This is a genomic window from Halosolutus sp. YCN4 (genome assembly GCF_059736495.1).
This window is the reverse complement of record NZ_JCASSM010000003.1, coordinates 589179-605386: the sequence shown is the minus strand read 5'-3', so window position 1 is coordinate 605386 and position 16208 is coordinate 589179. Positions and strand designations below refer to the sequence as shown.

The 16208-nt window shown below is 69.2% G+C and carries 17 protein-coding genes; 7 read left to right on the top strand and 10 right to left on the bottom strand.

The features are described from left to right. Positions 1-120 precede the first annotated feature (120 nt). A complete protein-coding gene (locus AC6I6X_RS13505; protein ID WP_497931043.1) occupies positions 121-1827 on the top strand; it encodes an acyl-CoA carboxylase subunit beta in 1707 nt (568 codons plus the stop codon). An 84-nt stretch (positions 1828-1911) separates the two neighbouring features. Then, positions 1912-3303 carry a bifunctional metallophosphatase/5'-nucleotidase gene (locus tag AC6I6X_RS13500; protein WP_497931042.1) on the top strand — a complete coding sequence of 464 codons (1392 nt, stop codon included), beginning with the start codon at positions 1912-1914 and terminating at the stop codon, positions 3301-3303. Positions 3304-3381: 78 nt separating this feature from the next. Here the strand turns inward: AC6I6X_RS13500 and AC6I6X_RS13495 are convergent, their stop codons facing one another. The 9 genes from AC6I6X_RS13495 to dapA form a co-directional block, all read right to left on the bottom strand. Beyond that, a complete protein-coding gene (locus AC6I6X_RS13495) occupies positions 3382-4188 on the bottom strand; it encodes an SDR family oxidoreductase (RefSeq protein ID WP_497931041.1) in 807 nt (268 codons plus the stop codon). Then, positions 4185-5081, bottom strand: coding sequence for a beta-keto acid cleavage family enzyme (locus tag AC6I6X_RS13490; RefSeq protein ID WP_497931040.1), 897 nt, complete (start codon positions 5079-5081; stop codon positions 4185-4187). The genes AC6I6X_RS13495 and AC6I6X_RS13490 overlap by 4 nt, the downstream gene beginning before the upstream one ends. Before the next feature lies 1 nt (position 5082). Beyond that, complete coding sequence (locus tag AC6I6X_RS13485) at positions 5083-5883, bottom strand: enoyl-CoA hydratase/isomerase family protein (protein ID WP_497931039.1); 801 nt, start codon at positions 5881-5883, stop codon at positions 5083-5085. Positions 5884-6131: 248 nt separating this feature from the next. Continuing rightward, entirely contained in the window at positions 6132-7280 is a 1149-nt protein-coding gene (locus tag AC6I6X_RS13480) for a M20 family metallopeptidase (RefSeq protein WP_497931038.1), read from the bottom strand. Continuing rightward, positions 7277-8110 carry a diaminopimelate epimerase gene (dapF, locus tag AC6I6X_RS13475; protein ID WP_497931037.1) on the bottom strand — a complete coding sequence of 278 codons (834 nt, stop codon included), beginning with the start codon at positions 8108-8110 and terminating at the stop codon, positions 7277-7279. The genes AC6I6X_RS13480 and dapF overlap by 4 nt, the downstream gene beginning before the upstream one ends. Then, positions 8107-9438, bottom strand: a complete 1332-nt coding sequence (gene lysA, locus AC6I6X_RS13470) for a diaminopimelate decarboxylase (protein ID WP_497931296.1) — start codon at positions 9436-9438, stop codon at positions 8107-8109. The genes dapF and lysA overlap by 4 nt, the downstream gene beginning before the upstream one ends. A 44-nt stretch (positions 9439-9482) precedes the next feature. Further along, positions 9483-10319, bottom strand: a complete 837-nt coding sequence (locus AC6I6X_RS13465; protein WP_497931036.1) for a 2,3,4,5-tetrahydropyridine-2,6-dicarboxylate N-succinyltransferase — start codon at positions 10317-10319, stop codon at positions 9483-9485. Then, positions 10316-11083, bottom strand: coding sequence for a 4-hydroxy-tetrahydrodipicolinate reductase (gene dapB, locus AC6I6X_RS13460; RefSeq protein WP_497931034.1), 768 nt, complete (start codon positions 11081-11083; stop codon positions 10316-10318). The genes AC6I6X_RS13465 and dapB overlap by 4 nt, the downstream gene beginning before the upstream one ends. Continuing rightward, complete coding sequence (gene dapA, locus AC6I6X_RS13455; protein ID WP_497931033.1) at positions 11080-12006, bottom strand: 4-hydroxy-tetrahydrodipicolinate synthase; 927 nt, start codon at positions 12004-12006, stop codon at positions 11080-11082. Before dapA ends, dapB begins: the two co-directional genes overlap by 4 nt. A 392-nt stretch (positions 12007-12398) precedes the next feature. Here dapA and AC6I6X_RS13450 point away from each other — a divergent pair, with 392 nt between their 5' ends. Both AC6I6X_RS13450 and AC6I6X_RS13445 read left to right on the top strand, forming a co-directional pair. Next, on the top strand, positions 12399-13223 hold the full coding sequence (locus AC6I6X_RS13450) for a M48 family metallopeptidase (protein ID WP_497931032.1): 825 nt from the start codon (positions 12399-12401) through the stop codon (positions 13221-13223). Positions 13224-13448: 225 nt separating this feature from the next. Then, the gene (locus tag AC6I6X_RS13445; protein WP_497931031.1) at positions 13449-13946 is read left to right on the top strand and encodes a LabA-like NYN domain-containing protein; all 498 of its coding nucleotides are present in this window, start codon (positions 13449-13451) and stop codon (positions 13944-13946) included. A 14-nt stretch (positions 13947-13960) separates the two neighbouring features. Here the strand turns inward: AC6I6X_RS13445 and AC6I6X_RS13440 are convergent, their stop codons facing one another. Further along, the gene (locus tag AC6I6X_RS13440) at positions 13961-14143 is read right to left on the bottom strand and encodes a hypothetical protein (protein ID WP_497931030.1); all 183 of its coding nucleotides are present in this window, start codon (positions 14141-14143) and stop codon (positions 13961-13963) included. Positions 14144-14276: 133 nt separating this feature from the next. On the opposite strand from AC6I6X_RS13440, the gene AC6I6X_RS13435 reads away from it, so the two are divergent. The 3 genes from AC6I6X_RS13435 (at position 14277) to AC6I6X_RS13425 (ending at position 16002) form a co-directional block, all read left to right on the top strand. Further along, positions 14277-14765 carry a PUA domain-containing protein gene (locus AC6I6X_RS13435; RefSeq protein WP_497931295.1) on the top strand — a complete coding sequence of 163 codons (489 nt, stop codon included), beginning with the start codon at positions 14277-14279 and terminating at the stop codon, positions 14763-14765. A 117-nt stretch (positions 14766-14882) separates the two neighbouring features. Further along, entirely contained in the window at positions 14883-15260 is a 378-nt protein-coding gene (locus tag AC6I6X_RS13430; RefSeq protein ID WP_497931029.1) for a nascent polypeptide-associated complex protein, read from the top strand. Positions 15261-15267: 7 nt separating this feature from the next. Further along, positions 15268-16002 (top strand): methyltransferase domain-containing protein, encoded by a 735-nt coding sequence (locus AC6I6X_RS13425; protein ID WP_497931028.1) that lies wholly within the window; start codon positions 15268-15270, stop codon positions 16000-16002. The last annotated feature ends 206 nt before the right edge of the window (positions 16003-16208 follow it).

Sequence of the window (16208 nt, the reverse complement as noted above, 5' to 3'; positions counted from 1 at the left end):
TTCCCACGATCGCAAACGGCAACGCCGTTCAACCAGTGACGGGAGCCGAATGCATTTGTCACTTGGTACCAATCCTCCGTCTATGAGCGAGCGATCCCGTATCCACGGCGGGTGGTGGCGATGAGGATCACCGTCGACGCGACACCCGACGAAGAGACGGCCCGGGCGATCGCGAGCGCCCTCGCCGCCCACCTCGATCGGGGGGTCGAACTGGTCGTCGACGGGGACGAGGAACCGGTGGCGACCGCCGGCAACGGCGACGGGGGCTGGGACGACGCGGTGATCACCGAGCGCGAACGCGTACTTCGCGACGAGGTCGAGGAGATCCTCTCGGGCGGGCCCGAACGCGGCCACGAGAAGATCGAGGAGTTAGGAAAGCTGTTCGTCCGCGATCGACTGGACCTCGTCTTCGACGAAATCGAGTACGAGGACGGCACGTTCGCCCGCCACGACGCGGACGGGGACCTCCCCGCCGACGGGATGATCACGGGCGTCGGGACCATCCACGGCCGGACGGTTTTCTTCGCGGCGAACGACTACACCGTCAAGGCGGGCTCGCTCGGCGGGATGGGCGTCGAGAAGGAGATCCGCCTCGCCGAGCGCGCAGCCGAGGCCGGCGCGCCGATCCTGCGGTTGATCGACTCGACGGGCGCGCGCCTGAACCTGGACGATCGGGAGCCCGGCGACACCCACATGGACCGGTACCGGGGCGGGCGGATGTTCTTCAACCAGTGCATCCACTCCGGACAGGTCCCCCAGATCGGCGTCCTCTACGGCCCCGATATCGCGGGTTCGGCCTACACCCCGGTGTTCTGTGACTACCTCGTCATGGTCGAGGAGATCAGCGGGATGGCGATCGCCAGCCCGCGCGTCGTCGAGGCCGTGACGGGCGAACGGACGACGATGCAGGAACTCGGCGGGCCCCGCGTCCACGCGACCCGGTCCGGCAGTGCCGACCTCGTCGTCGAGGACGAACGCGCCGCGGCCGACGCCGTGCGCGACCTCCTGACCTACCTCCCACAGCGCCACGACGCGCCGCTCCCGACTCGCGAACCCGACGTCCCCGCGGCGAATCCGAAGGGGCTCGACGCCGTCATCCCCGACGAACCCAACGAGGGCTACGACGTCCAGGGGGTGATCGATCGACTCGTCGACGACGGCTCGTGGTTCGAACTCAAGCCGCGGTTCGCGCCGGAACTCGTCACCGGATTCGGCCGGATCGAGGGGCGGCCGATCGGCATCGTCGCGAACCAGCCCGCAGTCAAGAGCGGGGCGATCTTCCCCGACTCCGCGGAGAAGGGGGCCGGGTTCGTCTGGACCTGCGACGCCTTCGGGATTCCGCTGATCTACCTCTGTGACACGCCGGGATTCATGGTCGGCTCCCAGGTCGAACGCGAGGGCGTCCTCCAGAAGGGCCGGAAGTTCATCTACGCGACCTCGAACGCGCAGGTACCGAAGCTCTGCGTCATCACCCGCAAGGCGTACGGCGCGGGCATCTACGCGATGGCCGGCCCCTCCTTCGACCCGGACGCCACGCTCGCACTTCCGAGCGCCGAGATCGCCGTGATGGGGCCCGATGCCACGATCAACGCGCTCTTCGCGGAGCAACTCGAGGAGATGGATCCCGAGTCGCGGCAGGCCTTCACGGAGAGCATGCGCGAGGAGTACGACGAGCACATCGACGTCCGCGCACAGGCGGCGAAGATGCAGGTCGACGAACTGCTCCCGGCCGGCGACCTGCGCGACCAACTCGCGGCGCGACTGCGCGCGCTGCGGAACAAGCGCCGGACGGAGCGCGATCGGTACCACGGGACGGTGCTGTTCTGATCGGCGGAGTCCGACGCGGCCACCGGAACCGGCACACATTACTTCGGTCGCCACTGTATCGAACGAATACGGATCGGACTCTCCATGCCGCCCCGACTGCTCCACTACTCCGACGTCGAGAACGCGTACGACGACCCCGAACGGATCGGACGGCTGGCGGGGCTCCTTCGCCAGCGTCGCGACGAAACGACGATCGTCTGCGGGACCGGCGACACGACTGCGCCGGGCGTCCTCGCGATGGAGACCGACGGGAACCACGCGCGTCGGTTCTTCGATGGCGTCGGCCCCGACGTCTCGACGTTCGGGAACCACGAGTTCGACCACGGGCTCGAGTCTCTGTGCGACCTCGTGGCGGACACGCCCCAGCAGTGGCTGACGGCGAACCTGCGGACGGGGACCGGTCCGTTCGCGGCCGATCGCGGCGTCCAGCGGACCGCGGTGGTCTCGGCCGGGGGCGACCGCATCGGCTTCGTCGGCGTCACCGACCCCCGATCGGTTCGCGGCCACCCCGCTACCGACGGCGTCACCGTCGACGATCCGATCGAGGCGGTCAGTGACGCCGTCGACGACCTGGAGCGGGACGACGTCGACTCGATCGTCGTCCTCTCGCACGCGGGCGAACTGGACGACGAGATCGCCCGCACCGACGGCGTCGACGTCGTCCTCGGCGGCCACACGCACGACGTTCGAGCGGACGTCTTGGAGGGAACGCCGATCGTCCACCCCGGCGAGCGGGCGGCGCTGGTGGGCGAGGTTCGGCTGACGGGCCCCACTCCCGCGGTCGACCTGCACCGGGTTCCGGAAGCGTCGGTCGCGACCGACGTCGAGGCCGACTACCGGGCCCTGTTCGCCGAGCGCGGCCTCACCGACACCGTCGCAACGATCGACGCGTCGCTGTCCCGGGATCCCGCGGCGTGCTTCCCCGAGAGTCCGATCGGGAACGTCGTCGCCGACGCCTACCGCTGGGCGGCCGACGCGGACGTCGCGGTGTACAACGCCAGGATGCTCCGCGCCGGACCGCCGCTGTCCGGCGACGTGACCGTCGGCGACCTCCGATCGCTGACGCCGTTCGACAACGAGATCCATACCGCGCGGCTGACCGGTGCGGAACTCCGGAATCTGTTCGAGAATCTCGTGGTGCCGGACGCCGTCGACGCCCACCTCGAAGTGTTCGGCCACGTCAGCGGCGCGACCCTCGCGTGGCGGCGGACCGCCACCGATCTCGGACTCGCGTCGGCGACGGTGGCCGGCTCGGAACCGGATCCCGACGCCGTCTACGAGGTTGCGGCGCCGACGTTCGCGTTCGAAAACGACATCTTCGCCCCGCTGTCGGCGGAGCGGATCGAGGCCACTCACGGCCACCAGCACCGCGCTCTCACCGGGTACGTCCGCCGGTACGGATTTCCGGGCGGCTGCGACGGACGAATGGAGGCGATCAGCGATACCGCGCCGGAGTCGGTCCACTCGCTCCGATGACTCGGGATCTCGTTCCGCAGTCGTGACGTCTCGTGCCGGCGATCGCCCCTACTGGGAGTTGCAATCGCGGAGCCGCGATCACATCGGCGTCGGCGCGAGCAACTGCCCGCCGTCGACCGCGTAGTACGAACCGGTCACGTACGCCGCGGCCGGACTCGAGAGGAACAGCGCCACGGCGACGCAGTCGGCCGGCGTCCCGAGCCGATCGGCCGCCAGATCCTCCTCGACAACTTGCTCCGCGACCGCTTCGCCCATCACCTCCATGATGCCCTCGGTCCGGATCACGCCGGGCGCGACCGTGTTCGCACGGATCCCGTACCGGGCCCACTCCGCGGCGACGGTCTGCATGAGGTTGTGGACGCCGGCCTTGCCCGCGCCCGAGTGGGCGTGGTAGGGCGCGCCGCGGACGGAGTTGGTCGCGCCCATCGAGACGATCGCGCCGCCGCCGCGATCGATCAGGTGGTCGCCGACCGCGAAGGTGCAGTTCGCGGTACCGTCGAGGATGGTCCCGACGACGGAGCGCCAGCCGTTGGCGGACATGTCCTCGGCGGGACAGAGGAAGTTCGCGCCGGCGTTGTTGACGAGGATCGAGCAATCGCCCAACTCGTCGAGGACGGTCTCGAGCATCGTATCGACGTCGTCGGGGTCGCGCACGTCGACCGTGGTCGCGCAGGCGTCGGCCCCGCGCTCCTCGAGTTCGTCGGCGACGGGAGCGAGGTTGTCCATCGAGCGGCTGGCGATCGCCACGTCCGCGCCGTGGTCGGCGTACCCGAGCGCGAGTTCCCGACCGATGCCGGTGCCGCCGCCCGTGACGAGCGCCGTCTCCCCCTCGAGCAGGTCCTCGGCGAAGAGGTCGGTCGTGGGCGGCGTTCGCTCGAAACTCATCCGTTCACCCCCAGGATCTCGCGGGCCTCGTCGGGCGTCGCGGGTTCGCGGCCAACCTGTTCGGCCATCTCCACGGCGTCGGCGACCAGGTCCGCGTTGCTCTCGGCCATCTCGCCGGACGGCCGGTAGAAGTTGTCCTCGAGACCGACCCGGACGTTCCCGCCCATCGCGATCGCGGCCGAGACGAGCGGCCACTGGTCCCGACCGATGCCGATCACCTGCCAGGTGCAGTCGTCGGGGAGTTGCCGCACCTGGTGGGAGAGGTTGTCGACCGTCGCCGGAATCCCGCCGAGCATGCCCATGATCAGGCTGACGTGGAACGGCCGATCGAGCACGCCCTCCTGCAGGAGGGGCCGCGTGTTCCCGATGTGTCCGGTGTCGAAACACTCGAGTTCGGGCGTCACGCCGGCCTCGTTCATCCCCTCGAGGAGGTCCCGAATCTCGGAGAAGGGGTTCTCGAACACCATGTCGAAGACGTAGTCCTCGCGGGACTCGGAGTACTTCGCGTAGTTCATCGAACCCATGTTCAGCGCCGCGATTTCGGGCCCGACTTCCTGCACGTACTCGAGGCGTTGCTCGAGGGGCGTCTCGATCGCGCCCGTCGAGAAGTTGATCACGATGTCGGTGCGATCGCGTACCGCGTCGTAGATCTCTCGGTAGGTCTCCGTGCTGAACGTCGGCGCGCCGTCGTCGGTCCGGGCGTGGATGTGGGCCACTGCGGCACCGGCCTCCCGCGCGACGGCGGCTTCGTCTGCGATCTCGTCGGGCGTGTAGGGGATCGCAGGACACTGGTCGCGGGTCGTCAACGCACCCGTTAGCGCCGCGGAGACGACCACGGTGTCGGGATCGTTCCCCTTCGTCGAGTCCTGTCGCTCGTAGATGCTCCCGGTCATGCTATCGCCCCCGCCACTCGGGTTCGCGATCGGTCAGGAACGCGTCGATCCCCTCCTCGGTCTCCTCGCTCATGGCGATCATGGCGATGATCTCCCTGAGGTAGGCGAGCGCGGCCCCGAAGTCCATGTCGCGTTGCTCGTAGTAGGCCGCCTTGCCCATCTCGATCAGGACGGGGCTGTTGGCCGCCAGCGTGTCCACGAGGTCGTCGAGTTCCGCCTCGAACGCCTCCGGCGCGACGACGTCGGTCACCAGCCCTATCTCGCGGGCACGTTCGGCCACCACGCGATCGCCGGTGAACAGCAGTTCGAGCGCCGCTTTCTCGCTCGCGGCGCGGGTGATCGGGGCCATCGCCTGCGCGGGGAAGAGGCCGACCTCGACCTCGGGCGTGCCGAACTCGGCGTCGGCGCTCGCGAGGACGAACTCGCAGGCCGTCGCGAGGCCGAGTCCGCCCGCCAGGCAGTGCCCCTCGACGGCGGCGACCGTGAGCGCGCTCGTCTCCTGTAACTGCTCGACGAGCCCCGAGAGCGCGCCGAAACTCTCCCGGTAGGCCTGGGTCCCCTGCCCGATCGGGAACTCGCGCAGGTCCCCGCCCGAACAGAAGGTCCCCTCGGCGCCCCGGATAACGACCACCCGCGTCGGTCCCTCGTCGGCGGCCGCGAGGACGTCGATCAGGCCTCGGATGACGCCGTCGTTGAGCGCGTTGCGTCGATCGGGCCGGTCGATCGTCGCCCTGACGACGAGTTCGTCGTCGCTGACCGCCACCGCGAGGTCGTCGTTCGAGAGTCGTTCGGCGTCGGTCATCGTCGCCTCCGGGCCGATACCCGACCGCCCGGTCGGTCGTTTCGCCGGGAACGCCACCGGTGGCCCCTCTCGTCCCCGCGTTCGCGCTGGTCCGCTCCGTCGGCACCGTTTCGATCGTCCCTGCTCATATGACTGGGAATGACAACCACGAACGTAAACGTTCAGCAAGACAACTCGTCGCGCGTCGCGCGGCGTTTCCGGGCGACGGCCCACACGCGGGGATCGACTCGAAGCGCCTCGCGATCGACCTATTCGACCAGCGCGGCGAGCGTCTCCTCGAGCGCCGTCGCCGCGGCTTCGACCGCCGAGACGCGGACGTACTCCCGCGGTGAGTGGGCGACGGCACCCTCGTCGTCGGCCAGCACGCCCGGGCCGAAGACGACCGTGGGCGCGTCGGCCGCGAAGTACGAGGCCTCCGTCGCGGCGGTGAACGGGCGGACGTCGCCGCCGGCGGCGTCCGCCAGCAGGTCGACCACCCGTGCCTCGGGATCGGTGTCCCAGGCCTCGAGGAACGGCGTCGGCCGATCGGTGAACCGGAACTCGACGCCGACGTCCTCGGGAACTGCAGATTCGAGGTGGGCTGTCAGCGCCTCGTGGAACGCGGCGGCCGTCTCGGGCGGGACGCTCCGCCGATCGAGCGTCAGCGCGCAGTCGGCGGGCACCTGGTTGGTCGATTCGCCGCCCTCGACGACGGTCGGCGTGAGCGTCGCGGACCCGAGTTGCGGGTGGGTCGGCGGGGCGTCGTCGCGATCGTCGAAGCTGCGAACCGCCGCGAGGACGGGTTCGAGTGCCGCGATCGCGTTCGTCCCCGACTGGGGTTCGGCCGCGTGGGCGCTCGCCCCCGAGAGGTGAACCGTCCCCTGGAAGCGCCCCTTCGCGGCCGTACAGACGTCGAGGTCGGTCGGTTCGCCGACGATTACGGCGTCGGCCGCGGCCGTCAGCGACTGCTCGCCGGAGACGAGCGCGTGGGCCCCCGTCGAGAGCACCTCCTCGTCCGGGGTGACGGCGAGGGTCACCGTCGCGTCGACGGGATCGATCGCGAAGAAGGCCGATAGCAGGGCTGCGAGCGGCCCCTTGGCGTCACAGGAGCCGCGGCCGCGGATGACCTCGTCTCCGACCGACTCGTCTTCGCCCTCGTGGCGATCGAACGGAACGTGCGGCGAGACCGTGTCGATGTGCGTGTTCAGGACGACGTGGGTGTCGGCGTCGGCCGACCCGCGACTCGCGAGGACGTTCCCGGCGTCGTCGACCCGCGGCGTGACGCCGCGGTCCTCGATCGTCTCGCACAGGAACGCCCGCATCGGCTCGACGTCCTCGTTCGAGGGGTGCTGGACGGCCGTCTCGAGGAACTCGATCGGGTCGAACCCGCTCGCGCGAGCGGCGTCGCCCCCGGTCACGGCTCGACCGGCGGTTCGACGGACACCTCGCCGTCGAACTCGTGTTCGACGGGGCCGGCGAGCATCGCCCGCCCGCGATCGTTGAAGCTCACCTGCAGGTCGCCGCCCGGCGGTCGGACCTCGACCGGGTCCGCGTCGGTGTACCCGAGTCGACGCGCCACGACGGCGATGGCGACCGCGCCGGTGCCACAGGAGTCGGTTTCGCCCTCGACGCCCCGTTCGTAGGTGCGCTGGGAGAAGCCGCCGTCGCCGTCCGGACTGGCCACGGTGACGTTCGTCCCGCGGGGGAAGACATCCGCGTGGCGAACCGGCGGCGCGATCGTCTCGAGGTCGACGTCGTCGACGTCGTCGACGAACGAGACGGCGTGGGGGACGCCGGTGTTGACCATCGTCACCTCGAGTCCCTCGACCTCCTCCTCGAAGACTCCCTCGTCGGCGTCGACGGGGATCTCGGCGGGGTCGAACGTGAGTTCGGTCATCTCGACGGCGACGCCGTCGTCGGTGCGATCGGCCCGCAGGGTCCCCGCCTGCGTGTCGATCATCACGCTGTCGGTTCCCGCCCGCTGCATGGCCCACTCGGCCGCACAGCGCGCGCCGTTGCCGCACATCGGGGCCGTCTCCCCGTCCGGCTGGACCAGCGTCATCACGACCCGCGGGGGCCGGAACACCTCCTCGAGCGCGAGAAAGAGGACCCCGTCGGCGCCGACGCCGTCGGTCCGGTCGCACTCGCGTCTGGCGAGTTCGCCCCGATCGGGGACGGTGTGTTCGTCCGCGTCGATGATCAGAAAGTCGTTGCCGGTGCCGTGGTACTTTTCGAATGGAACGGTCATCGTCCTGTCTCCTGGGTGCTGTCGCGATCGGATCGCCGTCGGTCCGTCTCCAGTCGCGTCACGTCGTCGATCGTCTCGCGACGACGGGCGAGGGAGACCTCACCGCCGTCAACGACGACCGAGGCGGGTCGCGGCCGGGTGTTGTACTGCGTCGCCATCTCGTAGCCGTACGCGCCCGCGTTGCCGATCGCGAGCACGTCGCCGCGCTCGCTCGCGGGCAGTTCGCGGTCCGTACAGAAAACGTCCCCGCTCTCGCAGATCGGGCCGGCGATCGTCTGTGGGACCGTCTCTCGCGCGCCACCGTCGTCGGCCGACGCGTCGGCCGTCAGGTTCCGGATCGGGTGGTACGAGCCGTACATCGCCGGCCGGGCGAGCGTCGTCATCCCGGCGTCGACGCCGACGACGGTCGTCTCGCGGGCCTCCTTGACCGTGTTGACGTCGGTCAGGAGCACGCCCGCGTCGGCGACGACGTAGCGGCCGGGTTCGATCGACAGCGTCGCGTCGATGTCGCCGATCGCATCGCGGGTGGCCTCGGCGACGGCGTCGAGATCGAGGGGGGCCTCGTCCTCGCGGTAGGGGACGCCGAAGCCGCCGCCGACGTCGACGAACTCGAGGTCGCCGACGGCGTCGGCCACGTCCCTCGCGAGATCGCCCATCCGCGCGACGAACTCCCGGTGGGCGTCCAGCTGGTCGGTCTGCACGCCGGAGCCGACGTGGGCGTGGATCCCGACGACGTCGAACCCCCGATCGGCCGCGTCGGCGAGCACGTCGACCGCCCGCTCGGCCGGGACGCCGAACTTCGCGGCGGCGCCGGTTCGGACCTTCTCGTGGTGGCCGGCCCCGATACCGGGGTTGACCCGGAGACAGAGCCGCCCGTCGTAGCCGCGGTCGGCGAGGCGATCGATCGTGTCCTCGGCCCCGGCGGTGACCGTCAGGTCGGGGGAGTCTTCCCACGCCTCGACGACGACGTCGAGGTCGCGGGCGGGCGGATTGACGGCCGTGTAGCGGACCGCAGACCCCGGCGCGCCCGCCGCGAGCGCCCGCGTGACTTCGCCCGCGGAGGCGCACTCGAGTCCCGCGCCGGCCTCGTGGATCGTCTCGAGGAGCGTCCCGAGCGCGTTCGCCTTCACCGCGTAGAGGATCTCCGCGTCGGGAAACGCCCGATCGAGTCGCCGGTAGTTCTCCCGGACGCGATCGAGGTCGAGGACGTACAGCGGCGAGCCGTACTCGTCGACGAGGGGCCGGAGCGCGTCGGCGTTCCAGTCGTCGAGTCGGCGCACCGCCGGACTCCGATCCTGTGCCTCGCCGTCCGCGTCCGTGTTCACCATCGTCGGACCTTCGGCCTGACGTGCATCGTGATCCCCCGGATCACTCAATCCCTGAGCACCTCCTCGCGTTCGGTCGCCTCGAGCGTCTCCGTCTCGAGATCGGTCGCGACGACGGCGGGCTTGTACGCGCCGCCGTCGAAGAGGTCGTGATCGCTGATCGAGGACTCGACGAACCGGGTGAAGGCGCGTCGATCGGCCGGGAGTTCGCCGTACAGGACTTCCTCCTCCACGAGATCGTAGACCGGAATCCGCGGCGTCAGCAGGGTGTTCTCGCCGACGACGCTGTTCTCGCCGACGACGAAGCCGCTCGTGACGCGACAGCCCGCGCCGAGCGAGACGTTGTCCTCGACGATCACGGGCGCGTTCTCGACGGGTTCGAGCACGCCTCCGATGAGGGTGTTCGCGCCGAGTTTGACGTTCGAGCCGATCTGGGCGCAGGAGCCGACCGTATCGCAGGAGTCGACGAGCGTCCCGTCGCCGACGTGTGCGCCGATGTTGACGAAGGCGGGGCTCATCAGGATGCAGTCCGACCCGATACGTGCACCACGGCGGACGACGGTCCCGTCCGGCGTGTTGCGGCTCCCGCGATCGCCGTACGCGCCCGTCTCCGCGAGCGGCAGGACGTCGTTGTAGGTGACGCCGCCGTGCTCGTACTGGCCGATCGATCGCAGGCCGAAGTTGAGCAGGATGCCCTGCTTGACCCACTCGTTCGCCTCCCACTCGCCGCCGTGCTTCTCGGCGGCGCGAACCGCGCCGTCCTCGAGGGCGTCGAGGAACGCGTCGAGCGTGGCGTACTCGTCCTCGCCGGCCGAGTCGGCGCCGACGTCGCCGTCGTCGTATCGCGTCCAGAGGTGTTCGATTTCGTCCTGTAGTGCACTCATTCGTCGATCACGTCCGCAAACTCGTAGCGGCCCGCCTTCCGTCCTGCGATCCAGACCGCCGCGTCGACGGCCCCGGCGGCGAAGACGCCCCGATCCTCCGCGCGGTGAGTGAGTCGAACCTCCTCGTGGTTGCCCGCGATGAGCACCTCGTGTTCGCCGGTCACGTCGCCGGCGCGGAGCGCGTGGACGCCGATTTCGGCCCCCTCGCGCGGCTCCTCGCCTTCGCGGCCGTGCGTGCGGCCGTCGAACTCGCCGCTGGCTTCGATCTCGGAGAGCAGCCGCTTCGCGGTGCCGCTCGGGGCGTCCCGCTTCGCGTTGTGGTGGGTCTCGACCAGTTCCACGTCGTAGCCCGGCAGGTTCCGCACCGCTTCGCCGACGACGTTCAGCAGGGCCTGTACCCCGCGGGCGAAGTTCGGCGCGTCGAGGACGGGGACGTCCTCGCTCGCCGCCTCGAGCGTCGCGTCCTGGTCGCCGTCGAAGCCGGTCGTGCCCGTGACGAAGGCGACGCCCGCCGCCGCGCAGGTTTCGGCGTAGTCGATCGCCGACGCCGGTCCCGTGAAGTCGATCACGACGGTCGGTTCCCGATCGGCGACCAGCGAATCGAATTCTGCCGCGGGTTCGACGTCGATGCCGTCGACGGCTTCGTCGTCCGGGTCCCGGTTGACGGCGAGGACGACCTCACAGTCCGCGTGGTCGTCGGCCGCGGCGATGACCTCCCGGCCCATGCGGCCCGTCGCGCCGGTGACGCCGATGCGGACCGTCATCGATCACCCTCTGGCGCGTCCGCGACCGTGGTCGAGTCGCGATCGAGGTCGGCGAGGACCGCCTCGAGGTCGTCGCGGTACTCGTCGGCCAGTCGCGTGAGCGGCGGCCGCATTCGAGCGGGACCGTAGCCGCGGATCTCCATCGCCTCCTTGACGGGGATCGGATTGGTCTCGACGAACAGGGCTCTGAAGAGCGGCCCGAGTTCGTGGTGCAGCCGACGGGCGCGCTCGTAGTCGCCGTCCAGCGCCGCACCGACCATCGCGCAGGTGCGCTCGGGTTCGATGTTCGCGGCGACGCTGATCGTCCCCGTTCCGCCGACGGAGATGGTCGGGAGCGTGAGCGCGTCGTCGCCCGACAGCACCGCGAACTCCTCGTCGGTCGTCCGCTCTGTGATCTCGCCGATCTGGCCGAGATCGCCGCTCGCGGCCTTGTAGCCCGCGATGTTTTCGTGGCTCGCGAGTTCGACGGCTGTGTCGGGTTCGATGTTCTGGCCCGTCCGCGACGGGACGTTGTAGACGATCTGTGGCAGGTCGACGGCGTCGGCGATCGTCCGGTAGTGTTCGATCAGGCCGCGCTGTTCGGGCTTGTTGTAGTACGGCGAGATCAGCAGGAGTCCGTCGGCACCGGCTTCGGCGGCGCGCTCGGACAGTTCCAGCGCCTCGCGGGTGTTGTTCGAACCGGTGCCCGCGATGACCGGCACGTCGTCGACGGCCTCGATGACGGCCTCGACGACGCGGACGTGTTCGTCGTGGGTCAGCGTCGCCGACTCGCCGGTGGAGCCGACGGGAACGAGTCCGTCGACGCCGGCGGCCTCGAGTCGCTGGGCGTCGGTCTGCAGTGTTTCGAAGTCGATTCGTTCGTCCTCGTCGAAGGGCGTGCACATCGCCGGAAAGACGCCCGAAAGGTCGATATCTGAGCTCATGTGTGTCGGAGTCGGTGTGGTGTGTCTCGGTCAGCGGCCGTGGTGTAGTTGATGATCGATCGTGCGTGGTCGAACCGTGCCCGGGACGGGGGTGCCACTCCCGCCGCGAGCACACTCACACGCGTTTGCGTTTCGAAAAACGAGGGGCGGCGCCGCTCGCGACGCGATCGACGGACGGGTGAGCGGCGCGGCGCATATGTGACACAACCGTGTTCGACTGACTTATCCGTTGTGACTCGGCTCAACTCTTGCCACGATCGATGAACCGCGTGCCCCGGTCGCCCGTGGAGGGCGCTCCCGTCCTCCCGGCGAGCGGATGCGCTCGCGCTCGTGTCACCAGATACCATGAAATTCCGCGCAATTTATACCCGTCGCGGACCGTCGATTCGTATATGACTGACTTCGGCCTGAAAGTGCGAATGGCGGTCGTCGGATCGATCCTGTTCGCGTTCTACATGCTGGTCGGCGCGTTCGGGCTGGCGATGTTCGGCTTCGGCGCGTGGCCGCTGGTCCTGCTCGGTCTCCTCGCTCTCCCGTTCCTCCAGTACAAGATCGGCGTCTGGTCCGCGACCAGACGCGCCGAGGAGATGCCCGAGGAGGGCCAGTACCGGGATATTCACCGGATGACCGAGTCCCTCTCCCGGGACATGGGCATCGAGAAACCCACGCTGATGGTCATGGACATGGGCGTCCCGAACGCCTTCGCGACCGGCCGGAAGGGCAACGGCGTCGTCGTCGTCTCGACGGAACTCGTCCGCCTCCTCCAGCGCGACGAACTCGAGGGCGTGATCGCCCACGAACTCGCCCACATCAAGAACCGCGACGTCCTCGCGATGGTCGTCGGCAGTTCCATCGCGATGATGGTCGGCTGGGTCGCCTACATGGTCTACATCATGAGCAACGAGCGCGGAATCGGCGGCATCATCGTCGGAATGGTCATCTCGAACGTCGCGCAGATGCTCGTGATGGTCTTCGTGCTCGCCATCTCGCGGTACCGCGAGTACGTCGCCGACGACGACGCGCGCCAGTACATCGGCAGCGGCGACCCGCTCGCACGCGCCCTCGAGAAGATCTCGAAGGGCGCCGAGGGCCGGGAGTCGACGGTCGACGACAGCGTGAGCGCGCTGTGTATCTTCAACGCGAACCGGAGCCTCCTGGCGCAGCTGTTCGCCACCCACCCGCCGACCGAGAAGCGGATCGAGAATCTCCGCCGCTGAAATCGGCTACCGGAACGGATTCTCGCGGCTGAGATTCTTGCGGCTGCTCTCGTTTCCGCGTGTCCGGTCTCGCGGCCGTGAGCAATCGATCGCACTGCTCACCCAGGGCGTTTCGCCGACCCGGATCGATCGGACTGGCCCGACCGATCGAACTGCCCGATCTTCTCCGCGAACCGGGCCAACTCGAGGGAAGCGGTTTTTACGATCGCCCGTCACGGCTAGACTATGACCGAGATTCATCCGGGCCAGCGCGTCGCCGTTCTCGTCGACGCCCAGAACCTCTATCACACGGCCCAGAGCCTCCACAGCCGCAACATCGACTACTCCGCGCTGCTCGACAAGGCGGTCCAGGACCGCCAGCTAACGCGTGCGATCGCCTACGTCATCCGGGCCGACTCCCCCGAGGAAGAGAGCTTCTTCGAGGCGCTGGTCGACATCGGCTTCGAGACGAAGATCAAGGACATCAAGACGTTCGCCGACGGCTCGAAGAAGGCCGACTGGGACGTCGGGATGAGCCTCGACGCGGTGACGCTCGCCAACCACGTCGACACGATCGTCCTCTGTACCGGCGACGGGGACTTCTCGCGGCTCTGTTCGCACCTGCGCCACGAGGGCGTTCGCGTCGAGGTGATGGCCTTCGAGTCCTCGACCGCGGAGGAACTGATCGCGGAGGCCGAATCCTTTCTCGATCTGGGCGAACGCCACGAAACGTTCCTCCTCTAGGCGTCGCCGGATCGCTACTTCTTCACCGGCCGATCGTCCTTCGCCACGCCGACGAGCAACGCGCCCGCCGAGACGACGAGCGTCGCACCCGTCAGTGCGTAGACAAGGACGGGCGACTCGACCACGGCTGGCCCGGCGAACGTCAGGGAACTCACCACGAGGAGCGCCACCCCGAGGGAAATCTGCGTGAGATCCATCTCAGCACCCGTGTACCGAGTCGGCCTATATAACATTCGTGATGACTGTCCGTCTATGGCGAATGTCAGCACGGAACGGCCCCACGCCGACGCAGTCGAAGGGCTTTCGACGGCCCACGCCGAACGGGAACCGATGACCGATCCAGCCGACGGGAGCGCGGGCCTGGCCCAGCTCCGGACGATCGCGGACTACCAGTTCGGCGCTGGCGCGGGACGAGCGCTGTTCCCGCCCGACGAGTCGTTGACGATCAAGCGGACCTCTTCGGGCCGACCCCAGCAGGTCCACGGCGCGAACGGGCGGATCGTCTCGTTCGGGATCGACGGCCGGTTCACGCTCGGCATCGACGGCGGTCGCCGGCTGGACGCGGCCCTCGAGGAACCGGCCTATCGCGTCGTCGTCGACGACGAGAGCGAACCCTTCGTCCGCGACGAGAAGAACGTCTTCGCGAAGTTCGTCGTCAACGCCGGCCCGGAGATCCGGCCCGGCGACGAAGTCGTGGTCACCCACGAGCGCGGCGAGGTGCTCGCGGTCGGCCGCGCGGAACTCGACGCGGCGGCGATCGCGGACTTCGACACCGGGATGGCCGTCAACGTACGCGAGGGCGTGCCGGCGGAGCACTGACGTGGCAGTTCGGCTGGTGGCACTGTCGGCTCCCGGCGATCGGAGATTCGGTCCCCGCACGATCCGCTCCGGTCCCGAAAGACAAAGTAAAAGGCCGCGGGTGGCGACGTCACGAGTATGTTTGGAGGAGGCGGCGGACTCAATCCGCGCAAGATGGAACAGATGATGGAGCAGATGGGCATCGACGTCGAGGACATCGACGCCGAGGAGGTCATCATCCGCACCGAGGAGTACGACCTCGTGTTCGGGGACGCCGAAGTCACGAAGATGGACGCCCGCGGGCAGGAGACCTACCAGGTCATCGGCTCGCCGGAACAGGTCGAGTCCGGCGCGGCCGGCGGTGACGCGGACGCCGGTAGCGACGCCGGACCGTCGATCCCTGACGAGGACGTCGAACTCGTCGCCGGCCGCGCCGGCGTCAGCGAGGACGAGGCCCGCGAGGCCCTCGAGGCGAACGACGGCGACCTCGCCGCCGCAGTCGAGTCCCTCGAGTGACCCGCGCGTGAGTCAGCCGGTCCTGCTGGTCCGCGACGATCGCGAGTACCTCGCCGAACCCGGCACGGAGAAAGGCACCGACCTCGGCGTCCTCGAGATTCCCGCCGACGTCGAACCCGGCGACACGATCGAGACGCATCTCGGGAACGAGTTCCGGGTCCGCCGACTCCGGGGGCCGGACCTGTTCCACCACTTCGAGCGGACCGGCGCGCCGATGGTTCCCCGCGACGTCGGCCTGGTGATCGGCGAAACCGGCGTCTCGCGGGGCGATCGCATCCTCGACGCGGGGACCGGGACCGGCGTCCTCGCGGCGTCGATGGCCCGGGCCGGCGCGACGGTCGTGACCTACGAACGGGATCCCAACTTCGCCGACGTGGCCCGCGAGAACATGGCGCTGGGCGGCGTCGGCGACGCCGTCGAGGTCCGGACCGGTGACGTCACCGACGACGTGGACGACCTCGAGCCGTCGTCGTTCGACGTGGTGACGCTCGACACCGCCGACGCGCCCGCGATGGTCGCTCGTGCGCCCGAGTTGCTCGTCGAGGGCGGGTTCGTCGCGGTCTACAGCCCGTTCGTCGAGTCGACACGGGAGGTCGCCCGGACGGCACGCGAGGCGGGCCTATCGAACGTCCGGACCCGCGAGACGATCCAGCGGGAGATGGACTTCGACGATCGCGGCTCGCGACCGTCGACGGCTCCCGTCGGCCACACGGGCTACCTGACGATCGCCCGGAACGAGTAGCCGGACCCGACGATCGCCCTGCGAACCCGCGTCCGGGCCGGAACGTACCAAACACTGTTGGCACTGTCTCTTTACTGTTCCCTGTCCAACAGGCGAGTGCCGTTCGAGAACGGCACACTGCCATCCAGTCCAGTGACCCTGCCATCACCGATGGACCCCCATACGGTCTGCTGTACCGGTGTAGCCGCGAACCCCCTGCGGTTGCA

Bases quoted from the DNA above. Each gene is read 5' to 3' on its own strand.
- AC6I6X_RS13505 (WP_497931043.1), top strand. From the start codon at position 121: ATGAGGATCACCGTCGACGCGACACCCGACGAAGAGACGGCCCGGGCG.
- AC6I6X_RS13500 (WP_497931042.1), top strand. From the start codon at position 1,912: ATGCCGCCCCGACTGCTCCACTACTCCGACGTCGAGAACGCGTACGAC.
- AC6I6X_RS13495 (WP_497931041.1), bottom strand. From the start codon at position 4,188: ATGAGTTTCGAGCGAACGCCGCCCACGACCGACCTCTTCGCCGAGGAC.
- AC6I6X_RS13490 (WP_497931040.1), bottom strand. From the start codon at position 5,081: ATGACCGGGAGCATCTACGAGCGACAGGACTCGACGAAGGGGAACGAT.
- AC6I6X_RS13485 (WP_497931039.1), bottom strand. From the start codon at position 5,883: ATGACCGACGCCGAACGACTCTCGAACGACGACCTCGCGGTGGCGGTC.
- dapF (WP_497931037.1), bottom strand. From the start codon at position 8,110: ATGACCGTTCCATTCGAAAAGTACCACGGCACCGGCAACGACTTTCTG.
- lysA (WP_497931296.1), bottom strand. From the start codon at position 9,438: ATGGTGAACACGGACGCGGACGGCGAGGCACAGGATCGGAGTCCGGCG.
- AC6I6X_RS13465 (WP_497931036.1), bottom strand. From the start codon at position 10,319: ATGAGTGCACTACAGGACGAAATCGAACACCTCTGGACGCGATACGAC.
- dapB (WP_497931034.1), bottom strand. From the start codon at position 11,083: ATGACGGTCCGCATCGGCGTCACCGGCGCGACGGGCCGCATGGGCCGG.
- dapA (WP_497931033.1), bottom strand. From the start codon at position 12,006: ATGAGCTCAGATATCGACCTTTCGGGCGTCTTTCCGGCGATGTGCACG.
- AC6I6X_RS13450 (WP_497931032.1), top strand. From the start codon at position 12,399: ATGACTGACTTCGGCCTGAAAGTGCGAATGGCGGTCGTCGGATCGATC.
- AC6I6X_RS13445 (WP_497931031.1), top strand. From the start codon at position 13,449: ATGACCGAGATTCATCCGGGCCAGCGCGTCGCCGTTCTCGTCGACGCC.
- AC6I6X_RS13440 (WP_497931030.1), bottom strand. From the start codon at position 14,143: ATGGATCTCACGCAGATTTCCCTCGGGGTGGCGCTCCTCGTGGTGAGT.
- AC6I6X_RS13435 (WP_497931295.1), top strand. From the start codon at position 14,277: ATGACCGATCCAGCCGACGGGAGCGCGGGCCTGGCCCAGCTCCGGACG.
- AC6I6X_RS13430 (WP_497931029.1), top strand. From the start codon at position 14,883: ATGTTTGGAGGAGGCGGCGGACTCAATCCGCGCAAGATGGAACAGATG.